Annotated in this window: 17 protein-coding genes; 5 read left to right on the top strand and 12 right to left on the bottom strand. The window is 66.5% G+C overall.

Translation table 11 applies throughout. The features are described from left to right. Positions 1 to 19: 19 nt before the first annotated feature. The 11 genes from NUH86_RS17060 to NUH86_RS17010 all read right to left on the bottom strand — a co-directional run bounded on the left by NUH86_RS17060 (position 20) and on the right by NUH86_RS17010 (position 10,271). Complete coding sequence (locus NUH86_RS17060) at positions 20 to 637, bottom strand: MarC family protein (protein WP_267250596.1); 618 nt, start codon at positions 635 to 637, stop codon at positions 20 to 22. Next, entirely contained in the window at positions 634 to 1,260 is a 627-nt protein-coding gene (locus NUH86_RS17055) for a hypothetical protein (protein ID WP_267250595.1), read from the bottom strand. The genes NUH86_RS17060 and NUH86_RS17055 overlap by 4 nt, the downstream gene beginning before the upstream one ends. Then, the gene (gene folD / locus NUH86_RS17050) at positions 1,257 to 2,150 is read right to left on the bottom strand and encodes a bifunctional methylenetetrahydrofolate dehydrogenase/methenyltetrahydrofolate cyclohydrolase FolD (RefSeq protein ID WP_267250594.1); all 894 of its coding nucleotides are present in this window, start codon (positions 2,148 to 2,150) and stop codon (positions 1,257 to 1,259) included. Before folD ends, NUH86_RS17055 begins: the two co-directional genes overlap by 4 nt. Further along, the gene (locus tag NUH86_RS17045; RefSeq protein WP_267250593.1) at positions 2,147 to 2,476 is read right to left on the bottom strand and encodes a DUF167 family protein; all 330 of its coding nucleotides are present in this window, start codon (positions 2,474 to 2,476) and stop codon (positions 2,147 to 2,149) included. The genes folD and NUH86_RS17045 overlap by 4 nt, the downstream gene beginning before the upstream one ends. After that, entirely contained in the window at positions 2,473 to 2,763 is a 291-nt protein-coding gene (locus tag NUH86_RS17040) for a YggT family protein (RefSeq protein WP_007688568.1), read from the bottom strand. The genes NUH86_RS17045 and NUH86_RS17040 overlap by 4 nt, the downstream gene beginning before the upstream one ends. A 120-nt stretch (positions 2,764 to 2,883) precedes the next feature. Continuing rightward, positions 2,884 to 3,801: an acetylglutamate kinase gene (argB, locus tag NUH86_RS17035; RefSeq protein ID WP_267250592.1), complete on the bottom strand. Its 918-nt coding sequence runs from the start codon at positions 3,799 to 3,801 to the stop codon at positions 2,884 to 2,886. Between the two features lie 25 nt (positions 3,802 to 3,826). After that, a complete protein-coding gene (locus NUH86_RS17030) occupies positions 3,827 to 4,498 on the bottom strand; it encodes a queuosine precursor transporter (RefSeq protein WP_267250591.1) in 672 nt (223 codons plus the stop codon). 178 nt (positions 4,499 to 4,676) lie between these two features. Then, entirely contained in the window at positions 4,677 to 6,191 is a 1,515-nt protein-coding gene (locus NUH86_RS17025; protein ID WP_267250590.1) for a Ppx/GppA family phosphatase, read from the bottom strand. 5 nt (positions 6,192 to 6,196) lie between these two features. Beyond that, positions 6,197 to 8,335 carry an RNA degradosome polyphosphate kinase gene (locus tag NUH86_RS17020; RefSeq protein WP_267250589.1) on the bottom strand — a complete coding sequence of 713 codons (2,139 nt, stop codon included), beginning with the start codon at positions 8,333 to 8,335 and terminating at the stop codon, positions 6,197 to 6,199. Positions 8,336 to 8,361: 26 nt separating this feature from the next. Continuing rightward, positions 8,362 to 8,976: a chromosomal replication initiator DnaA gene (locus tag NUH86_RS17015; protein WP_267250588.1), complete on the bottom strand. Its 615-nt coding sequence runs from the start codon at positions 8,974 to 8,976 to the stop codon at positions 8,362 to 8,364. Then, positions 8,973 to 10,271 (bottom strand): heavy-metal-associated domain-containing protein, encoded by a 1,299-nt coding sequence (locus tag NUH86_RS17010; protein ID WP_267250587.1) that lies wholly within the window; start codon positions 10,269 to 10,271, stop codon positions 8,973 to 8,975. The genes NUH86_RS17015 and NUH86_RS17010 overlap by 4 nt, the downstream gene beginning before the upstream one ends. Before the next feature lie 91 nt (positions 10,272 to 10,362). On the opposite strand from NUH86_RS17010, the gene purM reads away from it, so the two are divergent. The 4 genes from purM (at position 10,363) to nadB (ending at position 15,140) form a co-directional block, all read left to right on the top strand. Continuing rightward, the gene (purM, locus tag NUH86_RS17005) at positions 10,363 to 11,457 is read left to right on the top strand and encodes a phosphoribosylformylglycinamidine cyclo-ligase (RefSeq protein ID WP_267250586.1); all 1,095 of its coding nucleotides are present in this window, start codon (positions 10,363 to 10,365) and stop codon (positions 11,455 to 11,457) included. A 103-nt stretch (positions 11,458 to 11,560) separates the two neighbouring features. Next, positions 11,561 to 12,511: a phosphoribosylglycinamide formyltransferase gene (gene purN / locus NUH86_RS17000; protein ID WP_267250585.1), complete on the top strand. Its 951-nt coding sequence runs from the start codon at positions 11,561 to 11,563 to the stop codon at positions 12,509 to 12,511. Between the two features lie 45 nt (positions 12,512 to 12,556). After that, positions 12,557 to 13,495: an ABC transporter ATP-binding protein gene (locus NUH86_RS16995; protein ID WP_267250584.1), complete on the top strand. Its 939-nt coding sequence runs from the start codon at positions 12,557 to 12,559 to the stop codon at positions 13,493 to 13,495. Positions 13,496 to 13,523: 28 nt separating this feature from the next. After that, positions 13,524 to 15,140 (top strand): L-aspartate oxidase, encoded by a 1,617-nt coding sequence (gene nadB, locus NUH86_RS16990; RefSeq protein ID WP_267250583.1) that lies wholly within the window; start codon positions 13,524 to 13,526, stop codon positions 15,138 to 15,140. Between the two features lie 107 nt (positions 15,141 to 15,247). On the opposite strand, the gene NUH86_RS16985 is transcribed toward nadB, so the two are convergent. Further along, positions 15,248 to 16,084, bottom strand: coding sequence for an alpha/beta fold hydrolase (locus NUH86_RS16985; RefSeq protein ID WP_267250582.1), 837 nt, complete (start codon positions 16,082 to 16,084; stop codon positions 15,248 to 15,250). A 155-nt stretch (positions 16,085 to 16,239) separates the two neighbouring features. Here NUH86_RS16985 and NUH86_RS16980 point away from each other — a divergent pair, with 155 nt between their 5' ends. Continuing rightward, complete coding sequence (locus NUH86_RS16980; RefSeq protein ID WP_267250581.1) at positions 16,240 to 17,409, top strand: serine hydrolase; 1,170 nt, start codon at positions 16,240 to 16,242, stop codon at positions 17,407 to 17,409. Positions 17,410 to 17,519: the final 110 nt, after the last annotated feature.

The raw sequence follows: 17,519 nt of genomic DNA, 5'->3' as shown, positions 1-17,519 counted from the left end.
ATGGGCGCGCCGGTATTTTTCAAAAACTCGCCTTCAATCCGTCGATCACGAACTGCGCGGCCAGCGCCGCCAGCAATACGCCCAGCAGCCGCGTGATCACCGCCTCGATCTTGGCGCCCAGCAGCGCCATGATCGGCCCGGCCGCCAGCAGCGATCCCAGCATCAGCATCAGCGTCAGGCCCACCGCGCCGATCACCGCCAGCCGTTCGCTGATCCCTTCCGCCCGCGACATCAGCAGCATGACCGTGGCGATCGACCCCGGCCCGGCGATCATCGGCATCGCCATGGGGAAGACCGACACATCCTCCACCTCCGGCGTTTCCGCGATCTTCTGCGCCCGGTCCTCGCGACGCTGGGTGCGCTTTTCGAACACCATGTCCATGGCGATCATGAACAGCATGATCCCGCCTGCGATGCGGAAACTGTCCAGTTCGATCCCCAGCACGCCCAGCAACTGCTTGCCCCAGAGCGCGAACAGCAACAGGATAGCGGCCGCGATCCCCACGGCGCGGATCGCCATCCCGCGCCGCTGCGCCTGGCTCGCGCCGGTGGTCAGGCTGGCGTAGATCGGCGCGCAGCCCGGCGGATCGATCACCACGAACAGGGTGACGAAGGCGGAGATGAACAATTCCGTCATCCGCCCGCCGCCACTTTGTCGTCGATCACGGTTTCATAGTCCGAACCGTTCCACATGCGCACGGTCACGCGGCGGCTGCCGTCTGTCGATATGTCGGCGGTCCAGGTCAGGCTGTCGTCGCCGGGTACCGGCGCGCCCTCCCCGCCCGGCCCGCGCCGCTTGCAGGTCGCGACCCTGCCGATCAGAAATTCCGGAGCTTCGCGGGCCACGGCAAGCCTGTCGCCATGGTCCATGATCCACTTCCAATCGCCCTTTTTGTCGCGCCGCCAGATGGTGGTGAAATAGCCGACCGATCCGTCGGGCCGTTTCCAGTTGCCGGTGCTGGCCGCCAGATTGCCGTCGCAGGACACGGTGATGGCGGATGGCGACCATGTCACCGGGGCGGGCGGATCGGCGCGCCCCTTCAGCCATATTTTCGCCAGCACCCGCTGCGGCACGAACATCACCGCGTCCTCCGCCGCGGTCTCGCGGAAGGCGGTCCATTGCCCCTTCTGCTGCGCCAGCCGGTTGAAGGCCAGTTCAGCGGCAAAGACGGAACTGGGGTCGGGCTGATAGCGCATCGGCGGACGCGCGCCCGCCAATGCCAGGAAAGTCAGGATCAGGAAGGCGGATCGCGCCTTCACAGCCCCTCCGGCTTCGCCAGCCCGGCCCGCGCATGCGCCGCCACCAGCGTGTTGCGCAGCAGCACCGCGATGGTCATCGGCCCCACGCCGCCCGGAACCGGGGTGATGGCGCGAACATGGGCCAGCGCCTCCGCCGTGGCGACGTCGCCGACGATCCGGCTCTTGCCGTCCTCCGTATCGGCGACGCGGTTGATGCCGACGTCGATCACCGTCGCGCCGGGCTTGATCCATTCGCCCTTCACCATCTCCGCCCGGCCCACCGCCGCGACCACGATGTCGGCGCGATGCACGACCGAGGCGAGGTCGCGGGTGCGGCTGTGCGCGATGGTCACGGTGCAATTTTCCGCCAGCAGCAGTTGCGCCATCGGCTTGCCCACGATGTTGGATCGGCCCACGACCACCGCCTCCATGCCCGAAAGGTCGCCCAACTCATCCTTCAACAGCATGATGCAACCCAGCGGCGTGCAGGGCACCAGCGCGTCCTGCCCCGTCGCCAGCAGGCCCGAATTGACGACATGGAATCCGTCCACATCCTTGGCGGGATCGACAGCCCCGATCACGGACGCTTCGTTGATATGCGCGGGCAGCGGCAACTGGACGAGGATGCCGTCGACCCGTTCGTCGGCGTTCAGTTCCTCCACCAGGTCGAGCAGCTCCTCCTCGCCGATCCCGGCGGGCAGCTTGAACTCCATGCTCTCCATGCCGACGGCGACCGTCATCTTGCCCTTGTTGCGGACATAGACGGAACTGGCCGGATCCTCGCCCACCAGCACGACGGCCAGCCCCGGCTTGCGCCCCGCCTTCGCGATGAAGGCGCTCACCCCGTCCGCGACCTTGCCGCGAAGCGTCTCCGCGAACGCCTTGCCGTCAATGATCTTGCCGATGGTCATGATGCGTCACCCTGTTCGTTGATGATGGCGGAAAGCCGGACATATGCCAACGCTTCGCCCCCTCCCTTGATCCGCAGCCGCTTTAGCCGGTTGGTGTCGCCCGATTCCAGAGAAATCGCGCTGCGCGGCCAATCCAGCCGCTTCGCCAGCAGAGCGACCAGCGCCGCATTGGCCTTGCCCTTCTCCGGCACGGCGCGGACGCGGGCGCCCAGCCACCGCGCGCCCTTTTCATCCGTCCAGACGCCGCCGACCTCCTCCCGCGTCGCGCCCGGCGTCAGCCGGACGGCCAGCAGCAGATCATCGCCGTCCCGGACGAAAGCCGTCACACCAGCCCGAACAGCGGCGGCAATATGGCCTGACGGATGATCAGAATGCCCAGCAGCACCACCATCGGCGACAGGTCCAGCGCCCCCAGATCGGGCAGCACCCGGCGGATGGGATTATAGATGGGCGCGGTCATCCGATCCAGCGCGACCATCACCGTGCGCACGAAATCATTGGAAAGATTGACGACGTTGAAGGCGATCAGCCAGCTCATGATGGCCTGGATGATGATGATCCACCACAGCACATCGAGCAGGATGACGATGATCTGATAGAGGGCGTAGGCCATGCGGTCTCCAAATTGATTGGGACTCGCTCTAGCCGAGGCGGGCGGCGCGGGACAAGCCATGGCGCGAGAATGTGGTGGATCTTCTTGATCCTCCCCATCGGAAGATGGGGAGGATGGGGGTTACCGGCGCACTAAAGTCCCCGCACCGCGATCGGTGAAGATTTCCAGCAGCATCGCATGGGGTACCCGCCCGTCCAGGATGACGGCGGCGTCCACCCCGCCCTCGACCGCGCGCACGCAGGTTTCCAGCTTCGGGATCATGCCGCCGCTGATCGTGCCGTCGGCTTCCAGCCCCCGGATCGCATCCGGGTTGAGATCGGTCATCAACTGGCCCTGCTTGTCCAGCACGCCCGCCACGTCGGTCAGCAGGAAGAAGCGCGACGCGCCCAGTTCCGCCGCGATGGCGCCCGCCATGGTGTCGGCATTGACATTATAGGTGTGGCCGTCCGCGCCGATGCCCACCGGCGCGACCACGGGAATGATCCCGTCCCGCGACAGCGTGTCCAGGATGCTGCGGTCGACCTTCACCGGATCGCCGACGAAGCCCAGGTCGACATTGCGCTCTATGCCGGAATTGGGGTCCGCCTCGCGCTTGCCCAGCACCTTTTCGCAGAGGACCAGGCCGCCATCCTTGCCCGAAATGCCCACCGCCCGGCCGCCCGCGCCGGAAATCCAGCCGACGATTTCCTTGTTGATGGAGCCGGCCAGCACCATTTCCGCGATCTGCGCGGTTTCCTTGTCGGTGACGCGCAAGCCGCCGATGAATTGCGATTCGACGCCCAGCTTCTTCAGCATCGCGCCGATCTGCGGCCCGCCGCCATGGACGACGACGACGTTGATGCCGACCGCCTTCATCAGCACCACATCTTCCGCGAAATCGCGGGCCGCTTCGGGATCGCCCATGGCGTGGCCGCCATATTTCACGACGAAGGTCTTGCCCGCATATCGCTGCATATAGGGCAATGCCTCGACGAGGGTTTCGGCCTTGGCGAGGAGCGCCGGATCGGGGGCGTGCTTGCTGTTCATGCGCGGGCGCATAGGGCACTAAGCCCGGCTCCGCAAGCTAGCGGTCCAGCCGCCGTCCCAGCGCGACCAGCCCATAGATGACCGGCGGCACCAATATGGCCGACAGGACGACCTTCGCCAGCATCTGCCCCAACAGCAGTTCCCCGATCGGGAAGATGCCGTAAAAGGCGATGGAAACGAACAGCAGCGTGTCCGCGATCTGCGAAAGGATGCTCGCCACGGCGGCGCGCAGCCAGAGCAGGCGGCTGCCCTCCTGCCCCTTGAGCGCGGCGAACAGCGTGACGTTCAGCGTCTGGGAAATGCCGTAGGCGACGATCCCGCCCAGCCAGATGCGCGGCGTACCGCCCATCATCAGCGCGAAGGCGTCGCGCCGCGCCGGGTCCATGCCGCTCGCCGCTGGCACGGACAGCACGATGATGGACAGCAGGATGGAGGCGATCAGCGGCAGGAATCCCACCTGGACCAGCCAATTCGCGACCGCCCGGCCATGGAGTTCAGCGACGGCGCTGGAAATCGTCACCAGCAGGAGGAAAGCGAAAATCCCCGCCTCCACCGCCAGCGGGCCAAGGCCGAACCACGGACCGACGGCGGAGAGCGGCCCCAATGCGACCTGCTTGTTCCCGAGCACGCCCGCGATGCAGACCATGCCGCCATAGAAGATGGAGAAGACGAAAAGCGAACGCGCAATCGGCACGGAAGGGGAAGTCATTGCCGGGACTTAACGGGATTTCATCAGGGTGGGAAGGGTTGCCCCAGGACATTCCTTCTCCCTTGAGGGAGAAGGATATGAAGCCTTGGCGACGAAGGAGCCTAGGCGGAGTTGGATGAGGGGGAGCGGGCCTGCGGCCCGCGCGATCCGGAGGATCGCAACCCCCTCACCCAGTTCCCTACCAGGCCAACCGGTACTTGACCCCCATGGCCTGAGCCAGTTGCCGCTGCCGCCGCTCCACCGCTTCCCCGAACAGGTCGGCGTCCACGCCGCGCAGGCGCAGTTCCAGCACATTGCCCTCCATCTCCAGCCGGGAGGCGAGCAACGGCCCCTCGACCCCGCCGGACAAGCGCTGGCCCAACCGGATCGCCAGCCCCCAAAGAGTCGCCCGCTGCAACGCCTCCGGCGAAGCCAGCCGCTCGATTCCCGGCGGGGTCGACAGGCCGCCGCCGAAATTGCTGTGCAGCGCCTGCGCCAGCATCGCCCGTTCCGCCGCGTCGATGCCCACCCAATTGCTGTGCAGCGCGATCTCCACTCCCCTTTCCGACCGGAAATCGGGGTTGGCGCGCCAGCCGACATCGGCCAGCAGGCAGGCGGCCCGGCGGATGCGGCGCCAGGCGCTGCCATCCTCCAGGAACAGGGGCGCGATCCAGCGTTCGATCATGTCGCCATGGCCGGTGAAGCGGGACTGCGCCTCCCCCTCCGCCTCGGCCGCGACCAGCAGCGGGTCGTGCGCCTGGATGTCCGGCGGCAGGTCGCGGAACAGCAACCCTTCGCGCAGGCCATAGGCCGACACCACCAGCCGGCTCGCCTTCAACTGCCGCACGATCACCGACAGCAGCGCCGCCGCGTCCGGCAGGGTCGGCACGCGCGATCCGGTGATCTGGGGGATATCCTTGAACCGCGCCTTGTCGACATGGGACACGATGCGCGTCAACTGCTCGGCGCGGGCGGCGGGCATCTCATATTGATGGACGACGGGGAGCGGAAATTGCGTGAGTTCCATGTCGAACCGCGCCAATGCGCGCCACGACCCCCCGACCAGATAGAAGGGCAGGCCCATGGGCGCGTCCCACCCCGCCTTCGCCAGCATCTTCTTGACCAGCCGCTCCAGCACGGCAGGCCCCTTGGCCCGGATTTGCGGCAGGCGCAGCACGCCCAGCGGCAGCGAGATCGTCTCATGCACCGCGCCGTCGCGGATACGGGCCAGTTCCAGGCTACCGCCGCCCAGATCGCCGACGATGCCGTCCGCGCCCGGAATGCCCGACAGCACGCCATGCGCCGCCGCGATCGCCTCCTGCCCGCCGGTCAGCAGTTCGACGTCCAGACCCATGGCCTTTGCGCGCTGGATGAACTCATCGCCATTTTCCGCGTCCCGGACAGCGGCGGTGGCGACGCAGCGCACCTCCTGCACCTCCATCTCGCGGCAGAGATGGGCGAAACGGCCCACGGCGCGCAGCCCCCGGTCCATGGCCTCCGGCTCGATCCGCCCGGTCCGGCCCAGCGACGCGCCCAGACCCGCCATCACCTTTTCGTTGAAGAGGATGAAGGGAATACGGCGCGGCCCGTCATAGACGACCAGCCGCACGCTGTTGGAACCGATGTCGATGATCGCCGTGCGCGCCTTGGCCTGCTGCGGCGACGTCGCCATGCCGGGGGCAATCGCCCGGATCTGGCTCAGCATGGAATTCATGGCGCTCAGGCCCGCCCGCGCAGGCGAAGGGTCGGCACCGCACCGCTATCCAGCGACGCGCCCCGGCCCGAAAGCGATGGGTTGGTCATGAAATAACGATGCAGGTTGAACGGCCGGTCGGTCGCCTCGACCCGGCTGTAATGGCCCTCGCTGTCCAGCACCCAGCTTTGCTCGGTGTCGATCAGGTTCGCGACCATCACCTGGTCCAGAATCTGGTCGTGCACGGTCGGATTTTCCACGGGCGCCAGAAACTCCACGCGCCGGTCGAAATTGCGCGGCATCCAGTCGGCCGAACTGATATAGACTTTCGCGCCGTTGTTGGGCAGCGCCTTGCCATTGCCGAACACGGTGATGCGGCTATGTTCCAGGAAGCGGCCGACGACCGACTTCACCCGGATATTTTCCGACATGCCCGGCACGCCCGGCCGCAGGCAACAGATGCCCCGCACGATCAGGTCGATCTGCACGCCCGCATTGCTCGCCGCGTAAAGCTTTTCCATGATCGCCGGGTCCACCAGCGAATTCATCTTCGCCCAGATGGTTCCCGGCCGCCCGGCGCGCACATGCTCGATCTCCGCATCGATCAGCTCGCACAGCCGGTCGCGCAGGTCGCGGGGCGACATGACCAGCTTTTCCAGCCTCTGCGGCTCGACATAGCCGGTGATATAGTTGAACAGCGCCGCCGCGTCGCGGCTATAGGCCGGGTCCGCGGTGAAGAAGCTGAGGTCGGTATAGATGCGCGCCGTCACCGGATGATAATTGCCGGTGCCGAAATGGCAGTAGCTGCGGAACTGCCCGCCTTCGCGCCGGACGATCATCGACACCTTGGCATGGGTCTTCCAGTCGATGAAGCCATAGACCACCTGCACGCCCGCGCGTTCCAGCGCGTCGGCCCACATCAGATTCTGCTCCTCGTCGAAGCGGGCCTTGAGTTCGACCACGGCGGTCACCGACTTGCCCGCCTCCGCCGCGTCGATCAGGGCGCGGATGATCGCGGACTGCTTGCCCGCGCGGTAGAGCGTCTGCTTGATCGCCACCACGTCCGGGTCCGACGCCGCCTGTTTCAGGAAGGACACGACCACGTCGAACGCCTCATAGGGATGGTGGACGACGATGTCCTTCGCCCGGATCGCGGCGAAGCAATCGCCGCCATATTCGCGGATACGCTCCGGAAAGCGGGGCGCGTAAGGCTCGAACTTCAGGTCGGGCCGGTCCTCTTCGACGATGCCGGACAGGTCGCCGATGCCGACGAACCCCTCCACCTCCGCGATGATCGCCTCATGCCCCTGGAGCATGTCCTGGAGCATCTCCTCGACCGGTTCGGGGATGCGCTCCTCTATCTCCATGCGGATCACGCGGCCCCGGCGGCGGCGCTTGATGGCGCTGCGGAAATAGCGGACCAGATCCTCCGCCTCTTCCTCTATCTCTATGTCGCTGTCGCGGATGATGCGGAACACGCCGCTGTTGCGCACCCGATATCCGGGGAAGAGATCGGCGGAAAAGCGCCGGATCACCGCCTCCAGCGCCATATAGCGCGCCGTTTCCCCCGGCATCCGCACGAATCGGGCAAGCGAGGACGGGATCATCACCAGTTCCCGAATCGATTCCTTGTCCGACAGCCGCTCCAGATCGAAGACGATCGACAGCCCCTGATTGGGGATGAAGGGGAAGGGATGCGCCGGGTCCAGCGCCTGCGGCGTCAGGATCGGGAAGACCTGCGAAAGGAAATGCTCGCGCAGCCAATTCTCGCAACTGGGGTCCAGCGCGCTGGACGGGCCGATCACCTCTATCCCCACCCGCGCCAGTTCGCCGTGCAGCGCGGCCCACACCTTCTGCTGCGCACCCATCAGCCGCGCCGTTTCCTCCGTGATGGCGGCCAGTTGCTGCGCCGGGGTCAGCCCGTCGGCGGAGCGCATGTCGACATCCTGCAACTGCTGGCCCTTCAGCCCCGCCACGCGCACGGAGAAGAATTCGTCCAGATTGGCACCCGAAATCGACAGGAAGCGCAGCCGCTCCAGCAGCGGATGCGCCCGGTTCATCGCTTCCTCCAGCACGCGCTGGTTGAAGGCCAGCCAGGACAGCTCCCGATTGAAATAGCGGTCGCCGGGCAGGGTCAGGCTGGCGGAGGGGTCAGCTTCGGCCACATATCTCTCATCGTTGCAGAACCGGTTCAGTCCGGGACTATAGGCAAAAATCCCGCACCTTGCAGGACATCTTTCGCCATAGCGGCAGAAATCTTACGTCCCGATGACAAGGCCGCCTCATCCAGCAGGCGCGTCACGGCGGCGATGGCGGCATAGCTGCGCTCGATCCGGCGCAGCAGCCATTCGGGCAGGTCGGCGGCATAGCTGGCCCCCGCCGAGGCCAGGGAGCGTTCGATCAGGGCATGGGCCAGCGCCTCGTCCGGCTGTTCCAGCGCGACATGCGGCGCGGCGGCCAGACGGGAACGCAGGTCGGGCAAGGCCACCTGCCATATCGCGGGCGGCGCGTCGGCGATCAGCAGCAGGGGCCGCTGCGCCGTCTGCGCATCGTTCCAGGCGTTGAACAGCGTCCGGTCGTCCCGCCGCTGCGCATCGTCGATCACCGTGCCGCCGCTCTGCGCGGCGAAGTGGCGGCCCAGCGTCGAGCGCCCGGACAAGGGCGGCCCGCTCAACACGCTGATCGCCAGCGGCCAGCCCCGCCAGTTTTCCAGATGGCGCACGGCGATGCGGTTGGCGTCGCTGACCAGAAATTCGTCGTCCGTTCCCTGACCCGGCCGGTCGAACGGCAGGCTGATCTGTCTCATTGGGCCGGGGCAGCCCCCGCAGCGGCCCGGCGGATGCGCAGCGTGTTGCCGGACACCGCCACGCTGTACCCCCTGGCCGTCAGCGCGGCGCGCAGCGCGTCGACCGTGCCGTCGAAGCTGACCTGCATCACCGACGTGCCGCCCAGCGCCAGGCTGCTGGTCGCCGCCGAACGCACGCCCGCGATGGAGCGCACCGCCGCCTCGCCCTGCGCCACGGACCCGACATCGGGGGTGTCGAACTGGATCGCGAAGCTGCCGGTCGTGACGCCCGGCGTCGGCGGCGCCATCGTCTCCAGCGGCAGGTCGGCGGCATTTTCGATGGCCAGCGCGTCGGGATCGACCGGTTCCTCGATGATCAGCGACGGATCGGGACGCAGGCGGCCGTCATTCAGCGCCTGGGTGTAAAGCTGGTCGATGCGCTGCGCCGCCTGGTCCATCATCTGCGGAAGCGCGCTGTCGCTGGAGGCGCGCAGCGAAAAGCTGCCGATCAGGAAATTATCGGGGCCGTAACGGGCCGTGAAGGTTCCGGTCACGGGACCGCCGGGATATTGGCGGTCCAGCCGGGCGATGGGAATCACCACGTCCGCCGCGCCATATTGGTCCAGCAGCACGCGCCACCACAGCCGCCCGCGCCGCCCGGTCTGCCCCGCGTTCAGCAGGATCGGGTCGGCGATCGACCCGGCCACGCGCACATAGTCGATGGCGCTGTCCCCGGTGCGGAATCGCGCCCAGGCCTTCTGCCATTCGTTGATCCGCTCATAGGATACCGCAGAACCGCCGTCCCACAGCACCGGGATCACCAGCAGCGGCGGCGAATGCACGACATTGCTGCCGGTGACGCCCAGCACCTGCCCGGTCCGCGCCCGGTCGAACATGACGCCCAACGTCGCGACATAGCGGTTCGGCCCGGCCTGCTCATATTCAATCTCTATGCCGGAGATCATGCCCTCAAGCTGCGAATCGGACAGGCCCGGCGCACCGGTCCCGCCATGGGTGCGGGTCCAGAGCATCTGCCAGGCGCGCCGCTGCGCCAGCCGCCAGCCCGCCTGCCTGGCGCTGGCTGCATCCCTGGCGAAGACGTCGACCTTCACATGGCTCACCTGAAAATCGCCGCCGCTGGCGATGGGGGGGACGCCGCGTTCCCCCTCCATCTGCGCGAACAGCGCCGCCGCCGCGAGGCCGAGCGCCACCGCGCCCAGAATCTGGAGGGGGCGCGCCAATACCCGAAAGAAGGGTGCGCGAATCAGGTTCAGAGGCCGAAAATCAAGGCCGCGAAGGACAAGTGGCAGGCTCACGCGCGTCCTTTTGGCGGGATTTGCCTGCCCTGCCAAGCGGCAACCCATTTCCCGTTCCGTTTTCCTCTCCTTTGTTCTAGTGGCGCTCACCATGAGCGAGAACGAATCCTACAGCTACGCCAAGGCTGGCGTCGACATCGCCGCCGGCAATGCGCTGGTCCGCGCCATCGCCCCGCTGGCCAAGGCCACGCGCCGCCCCGGTGCCGACGCCGAACTGGGGGGCTTTGGCGGTTTCTTCGACCTGAAGGCGGCGGGTTACGACGATCCGCTGCTGGTCGCGGCCAATGACGGCGTGGGAACCAAGCTGAAACTGGCGATCGATCATGACGCCCATGACGGCGTCGGCATCGACCTGGTCGCCATGTGCGCCAACGACCTGATCGTGCAGGGGGCCGAACCGCTGTTCTTCCTGGACTATTACGCCACCGGCAAGCTGGAGAGCGGCGTGGCCGAACGAGTGATCGCCGGGATCGCGGAGGGTTGCAAGCAGGCGGGATGCGCGCTGATCGGCGGGGAGACCGCAGAGATGCCGGGCATGTACGCAGCGGGCGACTATGATCTTGCCGGTTTCTGCGTTGGCGCGGTGGAGCGGTCCCAAGCGCTGACCGGCAACAGGGTCAAGGCGGGGGACGTGCTGCTGGGCCTTGCTTCGTCGGGCGTGCACAGCAACGGTTTTTCGCTGGTCCGCCGCCTGGCCGCCGACAAGGGGTGGAAGCTCAATCGCCCGGCGATCTTCGACAATGAAGTGCTGCTGATCGACGCGCTGATGGCGCCGACGCGCATCTATGTGAAGTCGCTGCTGCCGCTGGTGCGGGCTGGGCGGATCAACGCGCTCGCCCATATCACCGGCGGCGGCCTGCTGGAAAATATCCCGCGCGTGCTGCCCGAAGGCTGCCATGCCGTGGTCGAAGCCGATGGGTGGGAACAGCCCCGGCTGATGGCCTTCCTCCAGGCGCAGGGCCATATCGAGCCGGAGGAGATGGCGCGCACCTTCAACTGCGGCGTCGGCATGGTGCTGGCGGTCGATGCGGACGGGGCGGATGCCGTGGCGGCCGAACTGGAAGCGGCTGGCGAGACGGTGGTCCGCGTCGGCACGGTCGAAACGGGTGAAAAGGGCTGCACGGTCAAGGGCAGCCAGGAAACATGGAGCGCGAAGGCGGACTGGACCGCGACGCATCTGGGGTAAATTTTCCCCGTTCGTGCTGAGCAGGGACTGAGCGAAATCGAAGCCTGTCCTGAGCCTGTCGAAAGGCTCAGCGGCTACTCAGGACGGACGGAGGCCGTAAGAAATGTCCAAGGCAAAGGTCGGCGTTCTGATTTCCGGACGCGGTTCGAACATGGCGGCGCTGCTCTATGCCGCCAAGCATCCGTCCTGCCCCTATGAGATCGTGCTGGTCGCGGCCAACGATCCCGAAGCGCCCGGCCTGGCGCTGGCCGCCGCCGAGGGGGTCGCGACCTTCGGCCAGAGCCACAAGGGGCTGAAGCGCGCCGAATTCGACGCCGTCATCGACGCGGAACTGCGCAGGGCGGGCGCGGAATATGTCGCGCTGGCCGGCTATATGCGCCTGCTCTCGCCGGAATTCGTCGCGGGATGGGAAGGCCGGATGCTCAACATCCACCCCAGCCTGCTGCCCAAATATAAGGGCCTGGACACCCACCAGAAAGCGCTCGACGCGGGCGACAGCCATGCGGGCTGCTCGGTCCACATCGTCACCGCCGAACTGGACGACGGGCCGGTGCTGGGCCAGACGCAAGTCGCGATCCTGCCCGGCGACACCGCCGACAGCCTGGCCGCGCGCATCCTGATCGCCGAACATCAGCTTTATTCCCGCACCCTCGCGGATTTCGTGACCCGCGAGCGTCAGCCCGAATGGCTGCTCGACAAAGTGCGCGAGCGCGCCCTCGCCCTGCCGCAGGCAGATGAGGTGACATCGCACGGCATGCCCTGCTTCGGCATAGAGAAGGGCAAGAAATTCGCCTATTTCACGCAGGATCATCATGGCGATGGAGTCATCGCCATCCTCGTCAAGACGACCGCGCCCGAAGAGCAGGCGATGCTGATCGAAAGCGATCCGGCGCGCTATTACCGCCCCGCCTATTTCGGCGACGGCTGGGTCGGCATCCGGCTCGACCTGGGGGATACGGATTGGGAGCAGATCGGCGAACGGCTGCATCGTGCCTGGCGCGAAGTCGCGCCAAGGAAACTCACCGCGCTGCTGGACGCCGCCGACGAATTTTAGCCCCGCCCTTTCCATTCCGATGGCCCAACCCCACTATAGGCAGCCATGACCGACACCCCCTTCCCCGCTCCGCAAGCCGCCATAGAGATCACCAACCTCTCCAAGATGTACAAGGGGGGCAAGCTGGCGCTCGACAATATCAGCCTCTCCATCCCGCGGGGGCAGATTTACGGCCTGCTCGGCCCCAATGGCGCGGGGAAATCGACCACGATCAACATCCTCGCAGGCCTCGTCAACAAGACCGGCGGCAGCGCGAGGATATGGGGCTTCGACATCGACCAGAACCCCCGCAACGCGAAGAACAGCATCGGCATCGTGCCGCAGGAGATCGTCTTCGATCCCTTCTTCACTCCGTTCGAGACGCTGGAGAATCAGGCGGGCTATTATGGCGTGCCCAAGGATCGCCGCCGGTCGATGGAATTGCTGCGCGCCGTGCATCTGGAGGACAAGGCCAACGCCTATGCCCGCACCCTGTCGGGCGGCATGAAGCGCCGCCTGCTGGTGGCGAAGGCGATGGTGCACAGCCCGCCGATCCTGGTGCTGGACGAACCGACGGCGGGCGTCGACGTGCAGCTTCGCCAGCAACTCTGGGCCTATGTGCGGGAGCTGAACCGGCAGGGCGTGACCATCGTGCTGACCACCCACTATCTGGAGGAAGCCGAGCAACTGTGCGACCGCATCGCCATCATCAACCATGGCAAGGTCATCACCGACAAGCCGACCCGTGAACTGATCGCCATGGCGCAGGAAAAGGTGGTGCAGGTGACGGTCGACCGCGACGTCGCGACGCTGCCCGCCGACCCCAGCTTCGAGAAGATCGAACTGTCGGACGACCGCACGCTGACCATCACCTATATGAAGAACCGCGCCAATGCCGGCCAGGTACTGAGCGCCGTGCAGGCGAGCGGACTGGCGATCGTCGATGTGGTGACCCGCGACCCGGACCTGGAGGATGTGTTCCTCAATCTGACAGCGGCAGCCTAGCCCATATAAGAAAAACGTCAGGACGAAGATGCCCATCACCACCTATGACGTCGTCATCATCGGCTCCGGCGCGGCGGGGCTGACGGCCGCCATCAACTTGGCGCAGGACCGCAAGGTCGTGGTGCTGGCCAAGGGCGCGCTGGACGGCGGGTCCACCAACTGGGCGCAGGGCGGCATTGCCGCCGTGCTCGACGCCGGTGACAGTTTCGAGGCGCATATCGAGGATACGATGGTCGCGGGCGCAGGCCTCAACGACCGCAGCACGGTGGAGTTCGTCGTCTCCGAAGCCCCCGCCGCCATCGAGCGGCTGGCCGAACTGGGCGTCCCCTTCAACGCCCATGAAGGGGGTGGAGAGGAATTCGGCGAACGCTGGCACCTGACGCGGGAGGGCGGCCACAGCCATCGCCGTATCGTCCATGTCGACGACGCCACCGGCCATGCCGTGCAGGTCGCGCTGCTGAAGGCCGCCCGCGCCAATCCCAACATCACCCTGCTGGAGGACCGGGTCGCCCTCGACCTCATCACCAGCCGCCATGGCGAGAAATATTCGGGCGACGGCCATGTCTGGGGCGTCTACGCCTTCAACAAGCAGACCGATCATGTCGACGCGATATTGGGCCGGGCGACGATCCTGTGCACCGGCGGCGCGGGCCGCACCTATCTCTTCTCGACAGCGCCCAGGGGGGCGACCGGCGACGGCATCGCCATGGCCTGGCGCGCGGGCTGCCGCGTCTCCAACATGGAGATGAACCAGTTCCACCCGACCTGCCTCTACAATCTGGAGGTCAAGAATTTCCTGATCACCGAAGCCGTTCGCGGCGAAGGCGGCCATCTGAAGCTCCCCCCCGGCGTGCCCGGCGGCGGCGAACGCTTCATGCCCCGCTTCGACAAGCGCGGCGAACTCGCCCCCCGCGACGTGGTGGCCCGCGCCATCGACCATGAGATCAAGCGCCTGGGCCTGGACTATGTCCATCTGGACATCAGCCACAAGCCGCCTGAATTCGTGCGCACCCATTTCCCGACCATCTATGCGCGCCTGCTGGACCTGGACATCGACATCACAAAGGAGCCGATCCCCGTCGTCCCGGCACAGCATTATACCTGCGGCGGCGTGGTGATCGACCTGGACGGGCGCACCGACCTGCCCGGCCTCTATGCGGCGGGCGAAGTCACCGAAAGCGGCCTGCACGGGGCCAATCGCCTCGCCTCCAACTCGTTGCTGGAATGCTTCGTCTTCGGGGAGGCGGCGGCCCGGCATATCCGCGCCCATTGGGACGAACTGCCTGCCCCGCCGCCCATCCGCCCCTGGGACGAAAGCCGCGTCACCAATTCGGACGAAGAGGTCATCGTCCAGCATAACTGGAAGGAAATCCGCCGCTTCATGTGGGACTATGTCGGCATCGTCCGCACCACCAAGCGGCTGGAGCGCGCCCAGCACCGCATCGACCTGCTGGCCAAGGAGGTGGATGAATATTACGGCAATTTCCGCGTGACGCCCGACCTGATCGAACTGCGCAACCTGCTGGAGGTGGCGCGCCTGGTCGTCCGTTCGGCGCTGCATCGCAAGGAAAGCCGGGGCCTTCACTATACGCTCGACTATCCGGACATATTGCCGCAGGCCGTCGACACGGTGCTGACGCCGTGAAAAAAGTGGCGCAGCGATCCGTCGCGCTGCGCCATCAGTTGGGGAGGGAGCGCTGAAAGCGCCGTCCTCCTTGTGCAATTTCCATGCAGCGTCCGCTTTGATCGGCGTCAAACCGTCTTCAGAAAATCGCCCAGCGCCGCGTTGAAGCGCGCAGGCTGGTCCGCCATGACCACATGGCCGCTGGGGCCGATGGGAACCAGCCGGACGCCGCGCTTGGCGGCATAGGCGGCGCGGAAGGTGCGGCCGATCTCGCCCGCCTGTTTCGCGTCATCGCCCACCGCATAGACCACCTCCATCGGCGCGCCCAGCCGCCCCAGTTGCGGCCGCAGGTCGACATTGGCCAGATCGCGCAGCGCATTGGCGATGACGTCCGGATCGCTGCCCTTCGCACCCGGCATTTCCGCCAGCATCTGCGCCAGATAGGCCCGGCCCGCCTTGGTCCCGGTAAAATACTGCCCCAGTTGATCGGCCAGGAAGCCCAGCCCCTGCGCCGTGCCGCCGACCATCGCCGCCCCTTCGGGCAGCATGTCGACCACCATCAACCGCCCGGCCAACCCCTTCAAACCCAGCATCATCGCCAGCGTGCCGCCCATGCTGTGGCCGACGATGGCGGGCCGGTCCAGCCCCGCCGCCGCGATATAGCGGGCAATCTCGTCCGCCAGCGGCTGGACCAGCGGCCCACTGGCATTGGCGTCCGCAGGCAGGCCCGCAAAGCCCCGCACATGGACCAGATGCCAGCGATAGCCGGGCAGCGCGCCGACCACCCCGTTCCACAGCCCCGGCCCGCTCGCCAGCCCGGCGATCAGCACGACGTCGCGCCCGGCCCCCCGCGCCGTGACCGCAATCCGGCGGGATGCGAAAGGCGCAGCCCAGGCCATCGGCGCGGACATGCCGCCCGCCAGCAGGGCCGCCGCGCCCCACATCATGGTTCGTCTGTTCATCATTGGCGCTTTCTTGCAGCCCGACGCCTGAACCTCAACTGAGTTGGGGTTTCCCGTTCAGCCTCCTTACATCGCATTTGTGGAATCGTTCGTCGCATGATTCTTGTCACCCGGCGCGCATCTGAACCCTAATGCGAAAGGAGAGTGCGGGGATTTTGATGACCATGTTGAAGGGAGGGCGCGGCAAGCGTCCAAATGGCGGCGGCCCGAATGGCGGCAGGGGCAGCTCTGTCCGTCTTGTCCTCTTGATGGCGGCGCTTTCGGCCTGCGTCAGCGCGCCGCAACAACCCTATGCCGCGGTTCAGCAACGGCCCCAGCCCACCACGGCGACCTTCCCGATCAAGCCCGTCGCCAATCCGCCCAAGCCCTTCGAGGCGCTGAATGTCGACCAGCGCGAAACCCCGCCGCCCGGCCTGGTCAGCGTGGTCCGCAACCTCGGCCAAAGCTTCAACGGCAAGGTGGGCATCGCCGTGCGCCGCATCGGCAGCGACTGGACGGTCGCCTGGAACGGCAATCTGCTCTTCCCGCAGCAAAGCGTGTCGAAACTCTGGGTGTCGATGACCTTCCTCGACGCGGTGGACCGGGGCAAGATTCGCCTCAGCGACAGCACCACCATCACGAAGAAGGATCTGACCCTCTTCCACCAGCCGACCGCCGCGCTGGTCGGCAATGCGGGTTGGACCACCACCTATTCCGACCTGATGCGCCGCGCCATGACGCAGAGCGACAATACCGCCAACGACACGCTGCTGCGCGCCGTGGGCGGGCCGGATGCGGTGCGCGGCTATCTGGCCCGCCGCTATATCAAGGATATCCGCTTCGGCCCCGGCGAACGGCTGCTGCAATCGACGACCGCCGGTCTCGAATGGCGTCAGGATTATTCGATCGGCCGCAATTTCTACGCGGCCCGCGCCCAATTGCCCATGTCGGTGCGGCAGAAGGCGCTGGACAATTATCTGGCCAGCCCGCCGGACGGGGCGGCGCCCTCCTCCATCGTGCAGGCGCTGGCGAAGCTCAAGCAGAATGACATGCTCTCCCCCGCTTCCTCGCAACTGCTGTTGTCGATCATGAGCGAGGCGAAGACCGGGCCGCAACGCATCAAGGGCGGCGTCCCGGCGGGGTGGCGCTATCTGCACAAGACCGGCACGGGCCAGGATCTGGGCGCGCGTTCGACCGGGTTCAACGACATCGGCATCATGACGGCGCCCGACGGCACCAGCTATGCCGTCGCGGTGATGATCGGCAGCACGACCGAGCCGATCCCGGCGCGCTGGCAATTGATGCAGGCCGTGGCGAAGGCGGTCGCGGCAAACCACGAGGCGCGTTAGCCACAAGCGCTTCCTGCGAAGGCAGGAACCCAGTTCTGCCGTTTGAATATTATGGCAAAGTTTAGACTGGGCTCCTGCCTTCGCAGGAGCACGTCGTTCAGAAGGTCAGG

The sequence above is a fragment of the Sphingobium sp. JS3065 genome (assembly GCF_026427355.1).
Lineage (GTDB): Bacteria > Pseudomonadota > Alphaproteobacteria > Sphingomonadales > Sphingomonadaceae > Sphingobium.
The sequence above is the reverse complement of the archived record's forward strand: the minus strand, read 5'-3'. Positions and strand labels throughout refer to the sequence as shown.